This is a genomic window from Polynucleobacter ibericus (genome assembly GCF_018687955.1).
GTDB classification, from domain to species: Bacteria; Pseudomonadota; Gammaproteobacteria; order Burkholderiales; family Burkholderiaceae; genus Polynucleobacter; species Polynucleobacter ibericus.
The window spans coordinates 1752172-1769482 of the sequence record NZ_CP061309.1 but is presented as its reverse complement, the minus strand read 5'-3'; the positions used below and the strand labels follow the sequence as shown (position 1 = coordinate 1769482).

The 17311-nt window shown below is 46.3% G+C and carries 20 protein-coding genes and 1 tRNA gene; 9 read left to right on the top strand and 12 right to left on the bottom strand.

Annotated features, from left to right (window positions below; all coding sequences use genetic code 11):
• The first annotated feature begins 2 nt into the window (after positions 1-2).
• Together cyoE and AOC20_RS08945 are read left to right on the top strand one after the other, a co-directional pair.
• Positions 3-896 (top strand): heme o synthase, encoded by an 894-nt coding sequence (gene cyoE, locus AOC20_RS08950; protein ID WP_215360403.1) that lies wholly within the window; start codon positions 3-5, stop codon positions 894-896.
• A 7-nt stretch (positions 897-903) separates the two neighbouring features.
• Positions 904-1488, top strand: a complete 585-nt coding sequence (locus AOC20_RS08945) for an SCO family protein (RefSeq protein WP_215360401.1) — start codon at positions 904-906, stop codon at positions 1486-1488.
• Between the two features lie 37 nt (positions 1489-1525).
• On the opposite strand, the gene rpoH is transcribed toward AOC20_RS08945, so the two are convergent.
• Together rpoH and ftsY are read right to left on the bottom strand one after the other, a co-directional pair.
• Positions 1526-2449 (bottom strand): RNA polymerase sigma factor RpoH, encoded by a 924-nt coding sequence (gene rpoH, locus AOC20_RS08940; RefSeq protein WP_215360399.1) that lies wholly within the window; start codon positions 2447-2449, stop codon positions 1526-1528.
• Between the two features lie 91 nt (positions 2450-2540).
• Positions 2541-3431 carry a signal recognition particle-docking protein FtsY gene (gene ftsY, locus AOC20_RS08935; RefSeq protein ID WP_215360397.1) on the bottom strand — a complete coding sequence of 297 codons (891 nt, stop codon included), beginning with the start codon at positions 3429-3431 and terminating at the stop codon, positions 2541-2543.
• Between the two features lie 63 nt (positions 3432-3494).
• On the opposite strand from ftsY, the gene AOC20_RS08930 reads away from it, so the two are divergent.
• Genes AOC20_RS08930 through AOC20_RS08910 form a run of 5 tightly spaced genes read left to right on the top strand, consistent with a single transcriptional unit; the run spans position 3495 to position 7631 of the window.
• Entirely contained in the window at positions 3495-4859 is a 1365-nt protein-coding gene (locus AOC20_RS08930; protein ID WP_215360395.1) for a M16 family metallopeptidase, read from the top strand.
• Positions 4859-6196 carry a M16 family metallopeptidase gene (locus AOC20_RS08925; RefSeq protein WP_215360393.1) on the top strand — a complete coding sequence of 446 codons (1338 nt, stop codon included), beginning with the start codon at positions 4859-4861 and terminating at the stop codon, positions 6194-6196. The genes AOC20_RS08930 and AOC20_RS08925 overlap by 1 nt, the downstream gene beginning before the upstream one ends.
• Positions 6168-6815 carry a 16S rRNA (guanine(966)-N(2))-methyltransferase RsmD gene (gene rsmD / locus AOC20_RS08920; protein WP_251373091.1) on the top strand — a complete coding sequence of 216 codons (648 nt, stop codon included), beginning with the start codon at positions 6168-6170 and terminating at the stop codon, positions 6813-6815. The genes AOC20_RS08925 and rsmD overlap by 29 nt, the downstream gene beginning before the upstream one ends.
• A 35-nt stretch (positions 6816-6850) precedes the next feature.
• Positions 6851-7348 carry a pantetheine-phosphate adenylyltransferase gene (gene coaD, locus AOC20_RS08915; RefSeq protein WP_215360391.1) on the top strand — a complete coding sequence of 166 codons (498 nt, stop codon included), beginning with the start codon at positions 6851-6853 and terminating at the stop codon, positions 7346-7348.
• A 16-nt stretch (positions 7349-7364) separates the two neighbouring features.
• Positions 7365-7631, top strand: coding sequence for a YfhL family 4Fe-4S dicluster ferredoxin (locus AOC20_RS08910; protein ID WP_215360389.1), 267 nt, complete (start codon positions 7365-7367; stop codon positions 7629-7631).
• 5 nt (positions 7632-7636) lie between these two features.
• Here AOC20_RS08910 and pth read toward each other — a convergent pair whose 3' ends face one another.
• The 6 genes from pth to AOC20_RS08880 all read right to left on the bottom strand — a co-directional run bounded on the left by pth (position 7637) and on the right by AOC20_RS08880 (position 12583).
• Positions 7637-8227: an aminoacyl-tRNA hydrolase gene (pth, locus tag AOC20_RS08905; protein WP_215360387.1), complete on the bottom strand. Its 591-nt coding sequence runs from the start codon at positions 8225-8227 to the stop codon at positions 7637-7639.
• Between the two features lie 95 nt (positions 8228-8322).
• Positions 8323-8967: a 50S ribosomal protein L25/general stress protein Ctc gene (locus AOC20_RS08900; RefSeq protein ID WP_215360385.1), complete on the bottom strand. Its 645-nt coding sequence runs from the start codon at positions 8965-8967 to the stop codon at positions 8323-8325.
• 136 nt (positions 8968-9103) lie between these two features.
• Positions 9104-10069 (bottom strand): ribose-phosphate pyrophosphokinase, encoded by a 966-nt coding sequence (locus AOC20_RS08895; protein ID WP_433915455.1) that lies wholly within the window; start codon positions 10067-10069, stop codon positions 9104-9106.
• A gap of 54 nt (positions 10070-10123) precedes the next feature.
• Positions 10124-10200: transfer RNA gene (locus AOC20_RS08890), tRNA-Gln, on the bottom strand.
• Positions 10201-10205: 5 nt separating this feature from the next.
• Positions 10206-11084, bottom strand: a complete 879-nt coding sequence (ispE, locus tag AOC20_RS08885) for a 4-(cytidine 5'-diphospho)-2-C-methyl-D-erythritol kinase (RefSeq protein ID WP_215360383.1) — start codon at positions 11082-11084, stop codon at positions 10206-10208.
• 11 nt (positions 11085-11095) lie between these two features.
• Complete coding sequence (locus tag AOC20_RS08880) at positions 11096-12583, bottom strand: lipoprotein insertase outer membrane protein LolB (protein WP_215360381.1); 1488 nt, start codon at positions 12581-12583, stop codon at positions 11096-11098.
• Between the two features lie 35 nt (positions 12584-12618).
• Between AOC20_RS08880 and mutM the strand changes: the two genes are divergently transcribed.
• Positions 12619-13455, top strand: coding sequence for a bifunctional DNA-formamidopyrimidine glycosylase/DNA-(apurinic or apyrimidinic site) lyase (gene mutM / locus AOC20_RS08875; protein ID WP_215360379.1), 837 nt, complete (start codon positions 12619-12621; stop codon positions 13453-13455).
• Positions 13440-14600, top strand: coding sequence for an A/G-specific adenine glycosylase (gene mutY / locus AOC20_RS08870; RefSeq protein WP_215360377.1), 1161 nt, complete (start codon positions 13440-13442; stop codon positions 14598-14600). The genes mutM and mutY overlap by 16 nt, the downstream gene beginning before the upstream one ends.
• Here mutY and rapZ read toward each other — a convergent pair.
• From rapZ to hpf, 4 genes are read right to left on the bottom strand one after another with little or no spacing between them, the layout of a single operon-like run.
• Positions 14530-15420, bottom strand: a complete 891-nt coding sequence (gene rapZ, locus AOC20_RS08865; RefSeq protein WP_215360375.1) for an RNase adapter RapZ — start codon at positions 15418-15420, stop codon at positions 14530-14532. The two genes, mutY and rapZ, sit on opposite strands and share 71 nt — an antisense overlap.
• Positions 15421-15423: 3 nt before the next feature.
• On the bottom strand, positions 15424-16410 hold the full coding sequence (hprK, locus tag AOC20_RS08860; RefSeq protein WP_215360373.1) for an HPr(Ser) kinase/phosphatase: 987 nt from the start codon (positions 16408-16410) through the stop codon (positions 15424-15426).
• Positions 16407-16868 (bottom strand): PTS sugar transporter subunit IIA, encoded by a 462-nt coding sequence (locus tag AOC20_RS08855; protein ID WP_215360371.1) that lies wholly within the window; start codon positions 16866-16868, stop codon positions 16407-16409. The genes hprK and AOC20_RS08855 overlap by 4 nt, the downstream gene beginning before the upstream one ends.
• A 33-nt stretch (positions 16869-16901) precedes the next feature.
• On the bottom strand, positions 16902-17225 hold the full coding sequence (gene hpf, locus AOC20_RS08850; protein WP_012358449.1) for a ribosome hibernation-promoting factor, HPF/YfiA family: 324 nt from the start codon (positions 17223-17225) through the stop codon (positions 16902-16904).
• Between the last annotated feature and the right edge of the window lie 86 nt (positions 17226-17311).

Genomic DNA, 17311 nt, shown 5'->3' with positions numbered 1-17311 from the left:
ATATGAGCGACTCTAAAACCAGCGTAACAGTGGCTATGCCACGTTGGCGCCAATATTGGGTTTTAACTAAACCCAGAGTGACTCAGCTTGCCGTTTTTTGTGCGGTGATTGGCATGTTCCTGGCAACACCTGGGATGGTTCCTTATCCAGTGCTCTTTGGGGGCATCGTGGGTATTTGGCTTTTGGCGGGAGCTGCATTTGCGGTGAACTGTTTGATTGAACAAGCCGTAGATGCCAAGATGAAACGTACTTCTTGGCGTCCATCTGCTACAGGCGAAGTAACCCCTTTTCATATTATTGTTTTCTCCATCATTCTGGGTTCGCTCGGAATGATTATTTTGTGGAATTTTTGCAATCCCTTAACGATGTGGTTAACACTTGCTACATTCGTTGGTTATGCAGTGATCTATACCTGGTTACTGAAACCAGCTACACCACAAAATATTGTGATTGGCGGCTTATCGGGCGCTATGCCACCAGCACTGGGTTGGGCAGCGGTAACCAATACCGTCTCTGCTGAGGCTTGGCTTTTAGTTCTGATTATTTTTGTATGGACGCCCCCACATTTTTGGGCGTTGGCTTTATATCGTCGTGATGACTATGTTCAATCGGGTCTGCCAATGTTGCCCGTGACCCATGGAGAACGCTTTACGCTACTCAATATCGTGCTCTACACCCTGATATTGATTGCGGCTACGATGTTGCCTTATATTTACGGCATGAGCGGCATTATCTATTTGGTGTCGGCAATTATTCTTGGTCTAATGTTCTTGGCTTACGTGATTGCGCTCTTTATTTCTTACAGCGATGACTTGGCCAAGAGAACCTTCCGTTTTTCCATTACCTATCTTTCGCTACTTTTTGCAGCGCTCTTGGTAGACCATTATTTCCTCTGAGATCCATATGAATTTTTTGCGTGCTTGCTTTGTAGCCATCCTTTGTTTTGTATTGACTGCATGTAGTCCTAAACCAGAATTCAAAAATATAGATATCACTGGCAGTACAGCCTTTGGTAAAGACTTTAGCTTGCTGGATCCTGATGGCAAGGTGAGAACCTTGGCTGACTTTAAAGGCAAAGTGGTAGTGATGTTCTTTGGCTATACCCAGTGCCCCGATATCTGCCCAACGACCTTAACTGAAATGCAGCAAGTCATGACCCTATTGGGGCCCCAGTCAGATAAGGTGCAGGTGCTTTTTGTGACAGTAGACCCAGAGCGTGATACTGCCGAGATTTTGAAGCAATATGTGCCTGCATTTGACCCTCGTTTCTTGGGTCTTCGTCCTGCAGACGAGGCTGGCTTAGAGAAGGTAACTAAGGACTTTAAGATTTATTACAAGAAAGTGCCCGGAACTAAGGCAGGCTCTTACACCATGGATCACACAGCAGGAAGCTACGCATTTGATCCCGATGGTCGCCTACGTTTATATATCAAGCACGCTCAAGGTCCAGAGACCCTGGCGCATGACTTGAAAGAATTGCTGAAGTAAGGAGACAAAAGAAGTTCTTAATTGAACTTCTTTTTAGTTAGGCTGCTTGCAGTAAGCCGCGCATCTTTTTTAGCGCAGCAGTTTCGATTTGGCGAACGCGTTCTGCGGAGATGCCATATTCATCCGCAAGATCGTGTAATGTTTTTGTGCCATTACCGTCAGCATCCATTGCCAACCAACGAGACTGCACAATATTACGACTGCGGTCGTCTAATGCCATCAAGGCTTGATCCAGCTTGGGGCCTTGAAGTGCATCAGCTTCAGCACTGGCAATGCGTGCAGTAGGCTCCTGAGAGCTGTCTGCAAGCCATTGAATTGGTGCGTAAGCAGCCTCATCATCACTATCGTCGCCTTCAAGCGCTACATCACCACCCGCAAGACGCATCTCCATTTCTTTAACGTCTGAACCTTTGACATCAAGTGCTTTGGCTAAGGCATCTACTTCGCTTGGAGTGAGTGCACTCAGAGTAGGTTTATTGCTACGCAAGTTAAAGAACAACTTACGTTGTGCTTTAGTTGTTGCAGTTTTGACTAAACGCCAATTCTTAAGGATGTACTCATGAATCTCTGCTTTGATCCAATGAATTGCATAAGACACTAAGCGGGCACCATTGTTTGGGTCGTAGCGTTTGACTGCTTTCATCAAACCAATATTGCCTTCTTGAATTAAGTCAGCGTGTGGAATGCCATAGCCAAGATATTGGCGAGCAACAGATACCACCAGGCGTAAATGTGACAGCACTAAAGTTTTAGCAGCATCCACATTTTCTGTGCGACGAAATTCCTGCGCAAGATGTAACTCTTCCGCAGCGCTGAGCATCGGTACGCGATTAACGTACGCAATATATGAGTCGAGAGTGCCAACCCCAAGAGTTGGCAGCATTGGAAATGCAGACGCCGCCGCAGTCTGCGCGACTGGCAGTGTTTGCAAATTCGGTTTGTCAGATTTCTTTTGAACCATTTTTTTATAAATATGAGGTGTTAATAGAAGTCTATTTTAGCACTCTTGTCAAGAGAGTGCTAATGGTTTTAATGATCTATAAGTATTTGATTTAATTAAATAATTCAGATGAATATTGCCCTGCCGTGAAGGGGGCTAAATCATCAATTCCTTCGCCCTTGCCTAAGGCTAAAACAGCAGGTTTTGGGACATCTTGTAGGGTATGGGCCAGGGCACAAATCACTCCGCCCTTGGCAGTGCCATCGAGCTTAGTAACAATAATTCCTGTGAGGCCCAGAGCCGCATGAAATGCCTTAACCTGGCTTAAACCGTTTTGTCCTGTATTGCCGTCTAAGACAAGCAATGTGTGATGTGGCGCGCCCGGAAGCGCTTTACCAATGACGCGCTTCACTTTCTTCAGTTCCTCCATGAGGTTATCTTGAGTAGCAAGACGTCCTGCGGTATCAATAATGAGGATGTCATTCTTGCGAGAAATGGCGGCATGAATAGCATCGTGAGCGACAGCTGCTGCATCACCACCCTCTTGAGTGATGACATCCACCTGATTACGTCCACCCCATTCCTGAAGTTGGTTACGCGCTGCAGCTCTGAAGGTATCTCCCGCAGCCAAAAGAACGGATTTACCTTGGGACTGAAAGAGTCTACAAAGTTTGCCGATGGTTGTGGTCTTGCCGGCACCATTTACCCCTACAACCAGCCATACCTCTGGAGTGTTAGGCTTATCACTTGTAAATAGTGGATTTGGTATTGGCTCAATAGCAGTAAGGAGTGAGCTGACCTCTTGGATAAGGAGTGCTTGTAACTCTTCTGGGCTGGAGGCTTTTTCAGACTTTGCTGCTTTGCGTAGTTTGGTGATGAGTTGTTCGGTCGTAGGTAGACCTACGTCACCTTGAATCAGTGATTCTTCTAAAGTTTCAAACCAAGATTCATCAACCTTGCTTGATTTGAAAAGAGATCCGAGGGATTTACGTAAGCCGAACATAATCGATACAATTTAAAACTTGCATCTTATCAATTTAATTCTTGGGATATGGTGATTTAGCAGATGCTTTCCAATTTACTCCGAATTTCCTTTTTATTCGTCATATTTTCACAATTTGCTTGTGCTGCCAGCGCTCAATCAGCAGATACGCATGAATATCAGCTAAGTAATGGTCTTAAATTGATTGTGAGAGAAGATCATCGCGCGCCAACGGTAGCTCACATGGTTTGGTATCGGGCGGGATCCATGGATGAGGTCAATGGCAAGACGGGGGTTGCCCATGTGCTTGAGCACATGATGTTCAAGGGTACGCATAAAGTGAAAGCTGGCGAGTTCTCGCGCTTAGTGGCTGCTGTAGGTGGGCGCGAAAATGCTTTTACTTCGCGTGACTACACCGCCTACTTTCAGCAAGTTGAAAAATCAAAATTAGAAGATGTCATCAGACTTGAAGCGGATCGAATGTCAAATCTTAATTTTGATGACGCGGAGTTTTTGAAAGAAATTCAAGTGGTCATGGAAGAGCGTCGCTTACGCACCGAAGATAATCCAAGGAGCTTGCTAAACGAATCCTTGATGGCAACGGCATATATGAGTTCACCCTATCGTCATCCTGTTATTGGTTGGATGAATGACTTGCAGAATATGACGGCATCAGACGCACGAGATTGGTATCGTAGCTGGTATGCGCCAAATAACGCAACAGTAGTGATCACTGGTGATGTAGATGCAAAAAAAGTTTTAGGCTTGGTGGAAAAATATTATGGTGTCGCTAAGACTCATGAATTGCCAGTTCGTAAGCCACAGATTGAGCCCCCTCAAAAAGGTATTAAGCAAGTACAGGTAAAAGCACCTGCGGATAGCGCTCAGTTGACGATGGCTTGGAAGGTGCCGCGCCTGGAGCCTAGCAAGTTAGATGATCCTGAGCCATATGCTCTGGAGCTTTTAACGGCAGTGCTTGATGGCTATGACAATGCCCGCTTAAATCGCGTCCTCGTTAAACAAGAGAAAGTGGTCAATGATGTCGGTGTTGGTTACGACATGGTCTCACGCGGGCCCGAGCTATTTTTGATTGGCACAAGCATGGCCAAGGGCAAGACGGTTGCTCAGGCACAGGCAAGTATTCGGAAGGCGCTTGATGAGCTAAAAAAGAATGGGATTCTGGAGACTGAGCTCAAGAGAATTAAGGTGCGTATTTTGTCAGAGCAAATTTATAAGCGCGACTCTATCTTCGGACAAGCCATGGAAATTGGCAGCACTGAAATGGCTGGATTCTCTTGGAAAGATATTGATTACATGCTGGAGAAAATGCAAACCATAACGCCTGAGCAAGTACAAGCAGTTGCTAAAAAATACCTGGTTGATGAAGGTTTAACGATTGCAGTATTAGATCCGCAAGCCCGCACCTCTCCACCTAAGGAGGCTAAATAATGAAAGCCTTTTTTAAGACAACTATTGTTTTTCTCCTTGGTATGGGGCTGCTTAGTCATGCGTATGCGATCTTACCTATTGATCAGTTAGATTCATTTAAGGGTGCTAAAGCGTACTTGGTTCAAACCAAAGCCCTGCCAATGGTAGATATTGAAGTCAGTATTGATGCTGGCGATCGCTATGATCCTGCAGGTAAGAGCGGTTTAGCGGACATGGCAGCAAGCCTAATGAATTATGGGGCTAAAGGCAACAAAGGCCTGCTTAGTGAGGCCCAAATTGCCGATGAGATCGCAGATTTAGGCGCCAATATTGGTTTGTCTGTAGGTGGTGAGCGCACTATCTTGCGTATTCGCAGTCTCAGTAGAAAAGATTTGCGTGATAGGGCGGTGCAATTAGCGGCAGCGATGTTGAGTGCGCCGACTTATGATCCAAAAATAGTTGAACGCGAGAAACAAAGAACCATCACAAGTTTGCTTGAGGCAGAAACTAAGCCCGAGTTTGTTCTTGAGCGCCGCTTCAAAAAATCAGTTTACGGAAACTACCCTTTGGCAGATTCGCCAACTGTGAAATCAGTTGCTGCAGTAAATACGAGCGATTTGAAGAAATTCCATCAACAGTTTTATCGCGGCGATCGGATGATTGTGAGTATTGTTGGCGATGTTGATCGCGCGCAGGCCAATGAAATTGTCCAGACTTTATTGAAAGAGATTCCTCAATCAGGCCAGCCAATTGCAAAATTACCTGAATTAGAGCGTTCTCCTATAGAGCCCTTGGCGCAGCGAGAAATTCAAATCCCTTTTGATTCCCAGCAGGCCCATATTGCGATGGGGATGACGGCTGTAGCACGTAACAACCCCGATTATTTCCCCTTGCTGGTTGGTAATTACATCTTGGGTGGTGGCGGTTTTGTATCTCGTTTGATGTCTGAGGTACGAGAGAAGCGCGGTCTGGCATACAGTGTGTTTAGCTACTTTGCCCCCGGAAAAGAAAATGGCATCTTTCAGGCTGGCCTACAAACTAAGAGCGATCAGTCTTCGCTAGCTTTAGAGGTAATGAGCTCAACAATCGCAAAATTTATTGCTGATGGACCTACTCCGTCTGAGTTGGTCGCTGCCAAAGCAAACTTAGTGAATGGCTATCCACTTCGCATTGATAACAATCGTAAGTTGCTGGATAACGTATCTTCAATCGCATGGAATGATTTACCGCTTGATACGATGGATGTTTGGACTAAACAAGTGGAGGCGGTATCTTTGGAGCAAGTAAAGGCAGCATTCCAAAAATATCTTGCAATGGATCGTATGAAGATTGTTGTATTGGGAGCAAAAAATAAATAAGCCCAATCAAACAAATAAGTCTCTGAAGGCCGAGCCGCCGAAAAAGGTTCGTATTATTGGCGGTAACTGGAGAAGCCGTTTGCTGACAGTTTTAGATCTTCCTGGTTTGCGCCCTACAACTGACCGTATTCGTGAAACGCTTTTTAATTGGCTGGGACAAGACTTAACGGGTTTGCACTGCTTAGATCTTTTTGCGGGTACCGGCGCTTTAGGTTTTGAGGCTGCCTCTAGAGGAGCGGTACTAGTAGTACTGCTTGAGAAGGATAAAAAAGCTTGCGCAAACTTAACTGCCAATTTTGCTTTGCTGCAGTCTTCTCCCGCCGCTGGCGCAGTAGAAATCTTGCAAAAAGATAGCCTTGAATTTCTGAAGCAGCAGGCAGACCGTTCCAGTAATTTAATTTTTATTGATCCACCATTTCAAGATTCGAACTTATTAGATCGCGCGGTCATTGAGGCCGGGAGGGTGTGCGATGACTCTACGGGTGGTGGCATTTATGTGGAATTTCCCTCTATCCGTCCCCGTGAGGAGGTGGAGGCCCTATTGCCAGACTGGCATTGTGGAAAATACTTAGAGGCTGGACAGGTAAAAGCTTGTCTATTCCGGAGTGGAAAGGGCTAAACTCTTGCCTGTACCGATAAAGCCTTAGGAACCTTATGACTGTTGCTGTATATCCTGGAACATTTGATCCATTTACTCGTGGCCACGAGGACTTGGTACGTCGCGCATCGAGTATTTTCAAGGAGCTCATTGTGGGCGTTGCTGATAGTCGTAGCAAGCGTCCATTTTTTACCTTGGATGAGCGCATTGATATCGCTAAGGAAGTATTAGGTCACTATCCCAACGTCAAAGTTGTGGGTTTTAAGGGTTTATTGAAAGATTTTGCACGTGAGCACAATGCACGCGTGATTGTGCGTGGTTTACGCGCTGTCTCCGATTTTGAGTATGAGTTCCAGATGGCGGGCATGAATCGCTACCTGCTCCCTGATGTTGAAACTTTATTTTTGACCCCATCTGATCAGTACCAATTTATCTCTGGTACCTTTGTACGCGAGATTGCCTCTATGGGCGGCGATGTGAGCAAGTTTGTATTCCCATCAGTGGAAAAATGGTTGGTCAATAAAATTGCTGCTGGCGCTCAGAATAAAGAGTGAGATTAGTGAGTAAACCATGGCTTTAATGATCACGGATGAATGCATCAACTGCGATGTATGTGAGCCAGAATGTCCAAATGATGCGATTTACATGGGCATGGAGATTTATGAAATCGACCCCGATAAATGTACTGAATGTGTCGGGCACTACGATGCACCCCAATGCCGCCAAGTGTGCCCCGTAGACTGCATTCCGTTTAATCCCGAGTTTGTTGAATCCCAAGATCAGTTGATGGTGAAGTTCAACATTTTGACTGCCGCCAAAAAAGCCAATTCAGCTTAAGTACCCTAACCCTTAGAGTGCAACTCCATCATGGCAGTTTGGGTATCACCTTTTAAAAAGAGTGGCAAAACTTGCAGCCCGTTTTCAATACTGGCATCAATGAGTTTTTGCTCGGCCATTTGTGGCCTACGCAATACATAATCGGCAACATCCATGGGGCGCCCATCACCTGCTAGATCTCTCGGGTGACCAATACCTAGGCGTAGGCGCCAATAATCTGGAGTGCTTAAATGTGCCTGGATATCCTTTAATCCATTATGACCCCCAGTACCTCCTCCTAGTTTGAGGCGTGCGGTTCCAGGCTTGAGATCAAGCTCGTCTTGAACTACCAAAATATCGGCCGGGGTAATTTTGTGAAAGCGGCACAGTGCTCCAACAGATTGACCGCTGATATTCATGTAGGTGCTTGGCTTGAGTAGAAAAAGGTCTTCGCCTTCCCATTTGGCTTTCGCTACTTTTCCATGAAAACGTTTTTCAGATTCAAAACGAGTGCTGAATTGTTTAGCCAAGGCGTCAACAAACCAGAAGCCAGCATTGTGCCGATCTTCTTCATGTTCGTCCCCAGGGTTACCTAGGCCAACAATTAATTTAGTCATGCTTCAGAGTTTAAAGATATATAAGTATTTCTACAAAAGGAAAAAAGAAAGCCCGCTTGCGCGGGCCTTCTCGTACAAGCGATTTAGCTAATGAATTAAGCTTTATCCTTTGGTGCTTCAGCCGCTGGTGCAGCTGCTGCTGGTGCAGCTGGCGCATCTGTAGGCTCAGCAGCTTTAACTGCTGGGATACGTGCGTTTGCAAGTACTGGGTTCTCTTGTTCAACATGCAATACCAAAGTAACGCCTTTTGGTAGTGGAATGTCTTTAGCGTGAACGCCATGACCAACTTCAATCTTCGCCAAGTCCACTTCAATGAACTCTGGCAAGTCTGCTGGTAAGCAAGAAACTTCAAGTTCAGTGAGGATGTGGCTGATAACAGCGCCTTGCAATTTCACGGCTGCTGAAGTGTCAGCATTTGTGAAGTGCAATGGAACGCGCATGTGAACTTTCTCAGTCGCGGATACGCGCTGGAAGTCAATGTGCAATACCAATGGCTTAAATGGATGCATTTGGTAATCGCGCAACAACACTTTCTGTGTCTTGCCACCAATTTCCAAATCCAAAATGGATGAGTGGAATGCTTCCTTGCGGAGAGCATGAAACAGTGCGTTGTGGTCTAACTCAATAACAGCAACTGGATCTTTACTACCGTAAACGATTCCCGGAGTTTTTCCGGCATTGCGCAGACGGCGGCTCGCACCCGTTCCCTGTACGCTTCTTTCAAAGGCTACTACTTTCATGATGAATTCCCTAGTTAAGGTTAATTTCCGTTCGCGACCAAACAGAAAAGCCTTCGATTATATCGTGGGAAAGGACGTTTTTGCCTACTAAAAGCTTAAAACTGCCAAAAACCGGGGTAAAACGCTGATTTTTGGCTTATTCAGCAAACATCGACATCACTGAATCGCCTTTGCTAATGCGGGAAAGGGTTTCAGCGAGGATAGGTGCGACGCTTAATTGGCGAATTTTGGATACTTTCATTGCCTCTGGGGTCAGGGGAATGGTGTCAGTAACAACCAGTTCATCTAATTCAGAGGCAGCAATTCGAGCTACAGCACCGCCTGATAGGACCGCGTGAGTACAGTAGGCAGTAACACCCTTGGCGCCACGCTCTTTGAGCGCTTCAGCGGCTTTACAGAGGGTTCCACCGGTATCAATGATGTCATCCATGATGACGCAATGGCGACCTTCTACTTCGCCAATCAGGTGCATTACTTCGGATACGTTTGCTTTAGGGCGACGTTTATCAATAATCGCCAAATCAGTGCCTAACTGCTTGGCCATTGCGCGGGCGCGTACTACGCCACCAATGTCTGGTGACACGATGATCAGGTCTTTCTGAGTCTTCTGGGCCTGTAGGTCATCCAGTAGAACTGGAGAAGCGTAAATGTTGTCTACCGGGATATCAAAGAAACCCTGAATTTGGTCTGCATGCAGATCCATAGTTAAAACGCGCTCGATGCCAGCAACAGACTGAAGCATATTGGCCACAATACGTGCGGAGATGGCAACGCGTGCAGAGCGGGGGCGACGATCTTGACGAGCATATCCAAAGTAAGGAATCACCGCGGTTATGCGGCTGGCAGATGCTCTTTTCAGCGCATCAATCATGATCATCAGTTCCATCAAGCTGTCGTTTGTTGGCGCACAGGTTGATTGGATCACCACGACATTCTTGCCGCGGACGTTTTCTTGAATTTCTACTTGGATCTCGCCATCAGAGAAACGGCCAACAAAGGCTTTTCCCATGGGGAGATTCAGTTCTTTGGCTACAGCCTCGGCCAAAACGGGATTTGCGTTGCCTGTGAAAAGAGTCAATAAATCTGCGTTTATGGAGGACATAGTCTTAAGGGTTTTGTGGGGTCAAAAGGTTATCTTTGTCGTTTCTACAGTATTTGGCAGGGGAAGAAGGATTCGAACCTTCGCATGCTGGAATCAAAATCCAGTGCCTTAACCAGCTTGGCGATTCCCCTACAGCTTATTCTGAAGAAATCAAATTGTAAGCGGGATTTTTATTTAGCCCCCGAACAACCCGACCTACCCACCCTTTAGGAAGATTTTGCAGAAGATTTTCTAGTTTTGCGATGTCAGTCTTAGGGTCTAAGGCTAAAAAAACGCTACTACCAGAACCAGACATTCGGGGCTGAGAGCCCGTTACTGCCTGGGTAATCCAATCCAAAGCTTGCTTCACTTCTGGGCAAATCCGCATCGCAACAGCCTGACAATCATTCGATTGGTACGACATTGGCGATGCAAGAAAGCCATCAATTGTAATCTGAGCATGATCTCGGGTCAATTCCGGGTCTTGAAAAATACTTTTGGTTGCGATGCCCTGATTTGGGAATATCACCAAAAAATCTGGGGTTTCCAGGGAAATTCCCTGAATTTTTTCACCAATGCCCTCCACAAAGGCGTTTTGACCAAAAATGAAAAATGGAACATCAGCCCCCAGCTTCAGTCCTAGAGCACAAAGCGTATCTTTAGAGAGATTGAGGTTCCAAAGAGCATTGAGTCCAATTAGGGTGGTTGCTGCATCGGAAGAGCCGCCTCCCATACCCGCACCCATTGGAATTTCTTTTTGGAGGTCGATCTCAACACCATCATCGATTTTGCAAAAATCTTTTAATAGGTGTGCAGCGCGAACGACTAAATCGTGTTCAGGGGGAACACCGGGCATCGGGTTGACTCTTCTCACTTCATGCTGGGGAATTCTTTTTAAGTGGATGGTGTCGCACCAATCAATCAGTTGAAAAACAGACTGAAGAAGATGGTAGCCATCGTCTCTGCGACCAACGATGTGAAGAAAAAGATTGAGCTTAGCCGGCGAACGCAGTGTTAATTGATCAAGGTTCACCATTATTACTTTACTCAGTCATTCGGACGATCAAACACGAGTCGAATATCAATCGAACCGATGTTTGAACTACGGGTCATGATGAGTTTTTCAAGGTGATTGGTATTACTCCATGTATATGCTAGGTCCCAACCATCCTGACTGATCTTTTTTACTTGACCCTGTGCGTTTCTATCAATGCTTGCTTCGCCTCCGGGGCGTACTTCACCTCTTAGCCAATTAGAGAGTCCACGCGCTGGTAGTGGAAGTCCTAAGGCGTTTTGTACCAAGGTATCTGCATCCACTGCAGTAACTACCTTGCCATCACTTTCAAGGGTTGCTTCGCCTGGCATGACGGTAATTTTTGCAATTGAGCCACCCATGGGATTGCGAATTTCTAAAACATCTTTTAATGCTTCTTGGGTCAAGGTAAAACCACCAGAACCCCCTTGGTTTTGGGCTTCAGTCAGACCGGTTACCTTGACAGCAAAGCGACCATCCCAAGAGCCCTTAGCCACTTGATCGTCTCGTGCCCAATCCGGTTTTAGACGTTTTAAAGTTTCTTTAAGCGTTGGATTATTGGCGTCTAATTTTTGCCCTTGACGCCATATCTCCTCTGCTTGGGTTTGACGGTTCATCACCCACAACACTTCACCAATGTGGGCTGCAATGTCTGCTTCTGGTTTTATTGCAAACGCTTGTCGTAATTGTTCTAGCGCTAGTTCGTTTTTGCCAAGTCGGAAATTTACCCAGCCCAAGCTATCTAAAATAAAACCATCTTTTGGTGACAATTGATGCGCTTTGCTTATCAACGCAAATGCTTCTGGCAGCTTCACGTTACGATCTGCCAAGGAATAGCCAAGAGCATTCAGAGAGTTCACATCATTTGGGTTCTTGCGCAAAATATCTCGCAAGGTTTTTTCCATCACATCAATGCGACCTGCTTTTTCAGCAGACATGGCGTAGGTATAAAGTAGACCAGGATCTTTCGGTGAAATCTTGACGGTAGATGCGATTTCATAGAAAGCGCGTAAGGCATCAGACTCATCTTTTGCTTTGGCGAGCAATGCCTGCAATTGTAAGAGCGTATTTTCTTGTTGCGCGGGAGTTTGTTGGTGTAACAAAGCAATCGCTGGCTTGATTGCTTCGGACCAGCGATTGCTCAAGATCAATAGCGTTACTAAGACCTCTTTGGGTTTTGAATCTGCTGCAGGAGAGAGTTCATCCCAAGTCTTTGCTGCTTGCATGGCTAAATCGGGGGAGCCACCTGTGATCGCTATCTCCATGGCTCTTTGGGCCAATCTAGGATCTTTATATTGACGCGCCATCTCTAGGTAGGTATTGAAGGCTAAGCCAGCCTCACCTCGCTGCAGGGCGATTTCGGAGGCAAGCACTTCAAAGACGGCTTCACCCGTTTGCATGCCATTTGGCTGGGTTTGAGCATGACTTGATGAAATGACTCCACCAGCCAAGGTCGCCAGGAATAACCCCTTTAAAAGAGGTTTCAGTATGAATTTACTCATAAGCACATTCTAATCCGCGAATCTACAATCCATTTATGCCAGAACTTCCAGAAGTAGAGGTCACCCGATTAGGAATCGCCCCCCATCTTGAGGGGCGTAAGGTCAGTGCCGTCAAGATTATTGATGGTCGCTTGCGTTGGCCTGTCCCTATCAGCCTGGTAAAAGCCTTACCCGGACAACAAGTACATGCCATTGAGAGGCGCGGGAAGTATCTTTTGCTAGAAATGGATACGGGCTATTTGCTGGTACACCTGGGGATGACGGGAACCCTGCGAGTGCTTCCTAGCACTGATTCTCTCAAGACGCATGATCGGGTCACGCTAGAGTTTGGTAAGTTGAGTTTACGTTTGCATGATCCTAGAAAATTTGGCGCTGTCTTGTGGCATGCTAAGTCAAAAGGCCCTATTGAAAAATTTACGCTTTTGCAAAAGCTTGGAGTGGAGCCTTTTTCCCCCGAATTTTCTGGTGAGTTGGGCACAGAAATTTTGTATCAAGCTTCACGCAAACGCAGCATTGCTGTGAAGCAGTTTCTCTTAGCGGGGCAAGCAGTTGTCGGCGTCGGTAATATTTATTGTTCCGAAAGTTTATTTGAGGCAGGCATTCATCCAGCAAAGGCAGCAGGCAAGCTCACACGACCGCAATGCTCACGTCTAGCAAAGGCAGTGAGATTGATACTAAAAAAAGCAATCGATGCCGGCGGCAGTTCATTAAAAGATTTCGTCAATAGCGATGGCGACCCTGGTCACTTCATGGTTCAGACCAAAGTCTATGACCGTAAAGGTTTGCCATGCAAAGTATGTAAAACGCCTATCAGTCAAATAGTGCAGGGTCAACGCTCCACGTACTTCTGTCCCCAATGTCAAAAACGCTGATCAATACTTTTGCACAAAAGTTGATCGCTTGGCATGGTGTCAGTGGGCGCTCAGGATTGCCGTGGCAGGGTAATCGTGATCCGTACGCAGTGTGGGTTTCTGAAATCATGTTGCAACAAACTCAGGTAGCTACTGTGCTTGAGCGCTATCCCCGTTTCATGAAGCGATTTCCAACGGTTAAAAAATTAGCCGCTGCTGATGTGGATGAGGTGCTCGCTGAGTGGGCCGGTTTAGGCTATTACTCGCGTGCCAGAAATTTACATGCTTGCGCCAAACAAGTCATGACAGAGTTTGGCGGTCAGTTTCCCAGTGACCCTCTTTTGCTTGAGCAATTAAAGGGTATTGGGCGTAGCACCGCTGGTGCTATCGCTGCTTTTGCTTTTCATGAGCGAGCACCCATTTTGGATGCCAACGTCAAGCGTATTCTGGCGCGACTATTTGCGATTGATGGTGCGATACAGGATAAAGGGATCAACGACCGTCTATGGGCCTTAGCAATAGATTTGTTGCCAAATAAACCTGCTGATATGCCGGTGTATACGCAAGCGTTAATGGACTTTGGTGCCACTTGGTGTACGTCACGAAAACCAGTTTGCTTAGGCGCTGAAAAGAAATGCCCATTTACAAAAGACTGCCAAGCTAATTTAAGTGATCAAGTTCTTTTGCTTCCGCAAAAAGTAAAGAAGGCCAAATCTCCAGAATTTGATTGCAATATGCTACTGATGCGTTGTGGTAATTCTGTTTTATTGCAAAAGCGCCCAAGTAAAGCCATTTGGGGCGGTCTTTGGTCTTTACCAGAGGGGCCATGGATACCCAGAGCATCGATTGCACAAGCTGCTGAGATCGGCTCACCGGAGTTATTCGCCGCTACACTGCCCAATGAGAAGGGTGCAGTACTGACAAAGGCTTGCACCTCTATAAAGCGGTTAGAAGAAATTAAGCATGTCTTTACGCATCGGCGTTTATGGATGCAGATTTGGCAGGCAAGCTCTGCAAAAGAGTTGACGTTTTTAAATCCAGATTTGAGATGGGTGCCCTTAAGCCAGCTAGGGCGCTATGGCTTACCCCAGCCGATTAAGCTTTTGTTGCAGGGATTGAGTCTAGTTCGCGGTGACGATCTAAAAAATTCAGCTGCAAATTCATGAGATCTTTTTGGGCGCGGAAGTGTTCGCTGAGGCGATTTACTAAATAGACTGAGCGATGCTGACCGCCTGTACAACCTACAGCAACGGTTAAATAGCTGCGGCCGTCAGCAATGTAATGGGGTAGCCACTTGTTTATAAATTCCGTAATGTCGGCTTCCATGCCTATGACTTCCGGAATTTTTTCTAAGAACTCTTTAACGGGTTTGTCATTACCGGTGAGCGGCCTTAATGCTTTGTCATAGTGAGGATTTGGTAGACAACGTACATCAAAGACCAAGTCTGCTTCACTGGGAACACCTTTTTTAAAGCCAAACGATTCGAAAACAACTGTGAGACCTACTGGCTTATCTTTGAGGAGGTCTTGAATCCAGGAACGTAGTGCATGAGCGGGTAGATTGCTGGTATCAATACTGTGGGCTTGGGCCCGCAATGGCTCTAATAAATTACGTTCTTTATCAATTGCCTCAATCAAGGTTGCTGACTGAGATTGCTTGACATTGGTTGACAAGGGGTGTCGTCGACGTGTCTCTGAGAAGCGTTGGACCAATGTATTGGTATCTGCGTTTAGAAACACCACTCTGACTTGATGATGTTTGCGTAAGTTCTCAAGAATAGACGGTAGATTTGCAATCGATTGACCTCGTCGAGCATCTATCGCTACCGCAACCTGCTCACACTGCTCTTTTTGAAGGGTGGAAATAAGGCTTTCCAAAAGAGAAACAGGAAGGTTATCGACACAGTCGTAACCTGCATCCTCAAAAGCCCTCAGGGCTACCGATTTACCTGAGCCTGAGATTCCGGTAATCAGATTAATTTGCATGGCTTAAAGCAGTCGACCTTGTGACTTGATGGCATCAGCCTCTGCATTCATTTGAAGACGTTGACGCTCGATGAATTCTTTCAAGGTGTCAATGCCGCGCAATTGCAAAATCGTATTGCGGACAGCCGCTTCAACAAGTACGGCTAAGTTACGACCTGCGGCCACTTGAATTTTGACAGTACGAATTGGAATGCCGAGCACATCGATGTGCTGAGCTTCAAGGGGTAAACGTTCAAATTCACCATCAGTTCTACGGACCAGTTGTACGATAAGACGGAGTTTTAATTTGCGGCGAACTGCGGTTTCACCAAAGATCGTGCGAATATCCAGTAAACCTAATCCGCGAACCTCGAGGAGGTTACGCAAAATTACAGGACAGCGACCTTCAATGTAATCAGGTCCAAGGCGTGCAAAATCAACCGCATCATCGGCAACCAGACCATGCCCGCGAGAAATTAACTCAAGACCCAACTCACTTTTGCCTAGACCAGATTCGCCGGTAAGAAGCACCCCTAAGCCGAGGATGTCCATAAAGACGCCATGCATCGTAATTTGAGGTGCGCCAATTTTGGTTAGGTAAGTGCGTAAATGATCAATTACCTCTGCAGCAGAAATTGCAGTAGTAAATAGCGGTGTTGATGAACGCTGGCAGAACAGTTGCAAGTCTGGATCTGCATTTTTGCCATCGGCCACGATGACACAAGGAGGCGTTTTGGAGATCAAGCTAGCAATTTGCTCTTGTTTTTGCTTCGGATCTAGGGCTGCGTGATAGTCAACTTCTTGCTCACCAAAGATTTGAATCCGGCTTGGATGAATGAGGTTCAGGTGACCTACCAAATCTGAGCTGGCGGCTGCTGCTATTACCGCCTCAGGCGGGAAGGTTCGATCAGCACCTTCAAGGCCGCCGATCCAGGAAAGCTTTAACTCTGAAACGTTGTCATCAAAAACCTGCTGAGCAGTTACTCCATCTAGGAGTAATGGCTGAGTCATTTTGTTGTACCCCAGTTTTGTAAGAGTTCACAAACTTTTTGAGAGTCCGCTGCAGATGACAAAGTCTGTCGGGTATCTGCATCTGACAAAAGCTGCGCAATGGATGACAGAATTTCTAGATGTTGTTGTGTCGCCTTTTCGGGAACCAACAAGAAAATGAGGATGGATACCGCCTCACCGTCTGGAGCTGCAAACTCAATGGGGCCTTGTAACCTCATAAAAGCGATGCTGGGTTGTTTCAGTCCTTTTACTCGACCATGCGGAATAGCAACACCAGCACCAAGAGCGGTAGATCCCAAATCTTCCCGAGCATTGAGGAACTCCACTACTGAGCTTGCCTCAATACCGGTTTGTTTGGCGAATAGTCCTCCGGCGGCTGCAAATGCATCAGCCCGGTTTTTAGCAGGGACGTCTAATGCAATGCAGTCGGGAGTAAAAAGATTGGTCAGGGCGTTCATGTGAATTGATTATAGGTGTCCTGACGCGCTAGATCACTCAAAATGCTTTTCGTGGTGATGATCCTGAATCTTTTCTTTGTGTTTAACAACCTGACGCTCTAGTTTATCAACCACTGCATCCATAGCGTGATAGAGGTCAGCGTTATGTGCTTCAGCGAATAAATCCTTTCCCTTCAGGTGAATGGTGATCTCAGCGCTTTGGCGAAGATCCTTTTCTTTGGCTTTATCTACCACCAGAAAAGCCGATGCATCAATAACGTGGTCGAAGTGCTTACGAATTTTGGCTAGCCCCGCCTCGAGATGAGAGCGCATGGCAGGGGTAACTTCCACATGACGGCTATTAATTTTTAAATTCATTAGCGACTCCTTTTATAGATGCTATAGATGCGTGCGCATAATCATGCCCGGGGTGCGCAGCAAGCCCCTGAAATTTTTAATGCTGT

Coding starts and splice junctions, on each gene's coding strand:
- ftsY (WP_215360397.1), bottom strand. CDS start 3,431: ATGTTCGGCTTACGTAAATCCCTCGGATCTCTTTTCAAATCAAGCAAG.
- coaD (WP_215360391.1), top strand. CDS start 6,851: ATGACTGTTGCTGTATATCCTGGAACATTTGATCCATTTACTCGTGGC.
- rapZ (WP_215360375.1), bottom strand. CDS start 15,420: ATGCAAATTAATCTGATTACCGGAATCTCAGGCTCAGGTAAATCGGTA.
- AOC20_RS08880 (WP_215360381.1), bottom strand. CDS start 12,583: ATGAGTAAATTCATACTGAAACCTCTTTTAAAGGGGTTATTCCTGGCG.
- AOC20_RS08945 (WP_215360401.1), top strand. CDS start 904: ATGAATTTTTTGCGTGCTTGCTTTGTAGCCATCCTTTGTTTTGTATTG.
- hprK (WP_215360373.1), bottom strand. CDS start 16,410: ATGACTCAGCCATTACTCCTAGATGGAGTAACTGCTCAGCAGGTTTTT.
- cyoE (WP_215360403.1), top strand. CDS start 3: ATGAGCGACTCTAAAACCAGCGTAACAGTGGCTATGCCACGTTGGCGC.
- mutY (WP_215360377.1), top strand. CDS start 13,440: ATGTCAAAAACGCTGATCAATACTTTTGCACAAAAGTTGATCGCTTGG.
- rpoH (WP_215360399.1), bottom strand. CDS start 2,449: ATGGTTCAAAAGAAATCTGACAAACCGAATTTGCAAACACTGCCAGTC.
- mutM (WP_215360379.1), top strand. CDS start 12,619: ATGCCAGAACTTCCAGAAGTAGAGGTCACCCGATTAGGAATCGCCCCC.
- AOC20_RS08910 (WP_215360389.1), top strand. CDS start 7,365: ATGGCTTTAATGATCACGGATGAATGCATCAACTGCGATGTATGTGAG.
- hpf (WP_012358449.1), bottom strand. CDS start 17,225: ATGAATTTAAAAATTAATAGCCGTCATGTGGAAGTTACCCCTGCCATG.
- AOC20_RS08930 (WP_215360395.1), top strand. CDS start 3,495: ATGCTTTCCAATTTACTCCGAATTTCCTTTTTATTCGTCATATTTTCA.
- AOC20_RS08900 (WP_215360385.1), bottom strand. CDS start 8,967: ATGAAAGTAGTAGCCTTTGAAAGAAGCGTACAGGGAACGGGTGCGAGC.
- pth (WP_215360387.1), bottom strand. CDS start 8,227: ATGACTAAATTAATTGTTGGCCTAGGTAACCCTGGGGACGAACATGAA.
- AOC20_RS08925 (WP_215360393.1), top strand. CDS start 4,859: ATGAAAGCCTTTTTTAAGACAACTATTGTTTTTCTCCTTGGTATGGGG.
- AOC20_RS08895 (WP_433915455.1), bottom strand. CDS start 10,069: ATGTCCTCCATAAACGCAGATTTATTGACTCTTTTCACAGGCAACGCA.
- ispE (WP_215360383.1), bottom strand. CDS start 11,084: ATGGTGAACCTTGATCAATTAACACTGCGTTCGCCGGCTAAGCTCAAT.
- AOC20_RS08855 (WP_215360371.1), bottom strand. CDS start 16,868: ATGAACGCCCTGACCAATCTTTTTACTCCCGACTGCATTGCATTAGAC.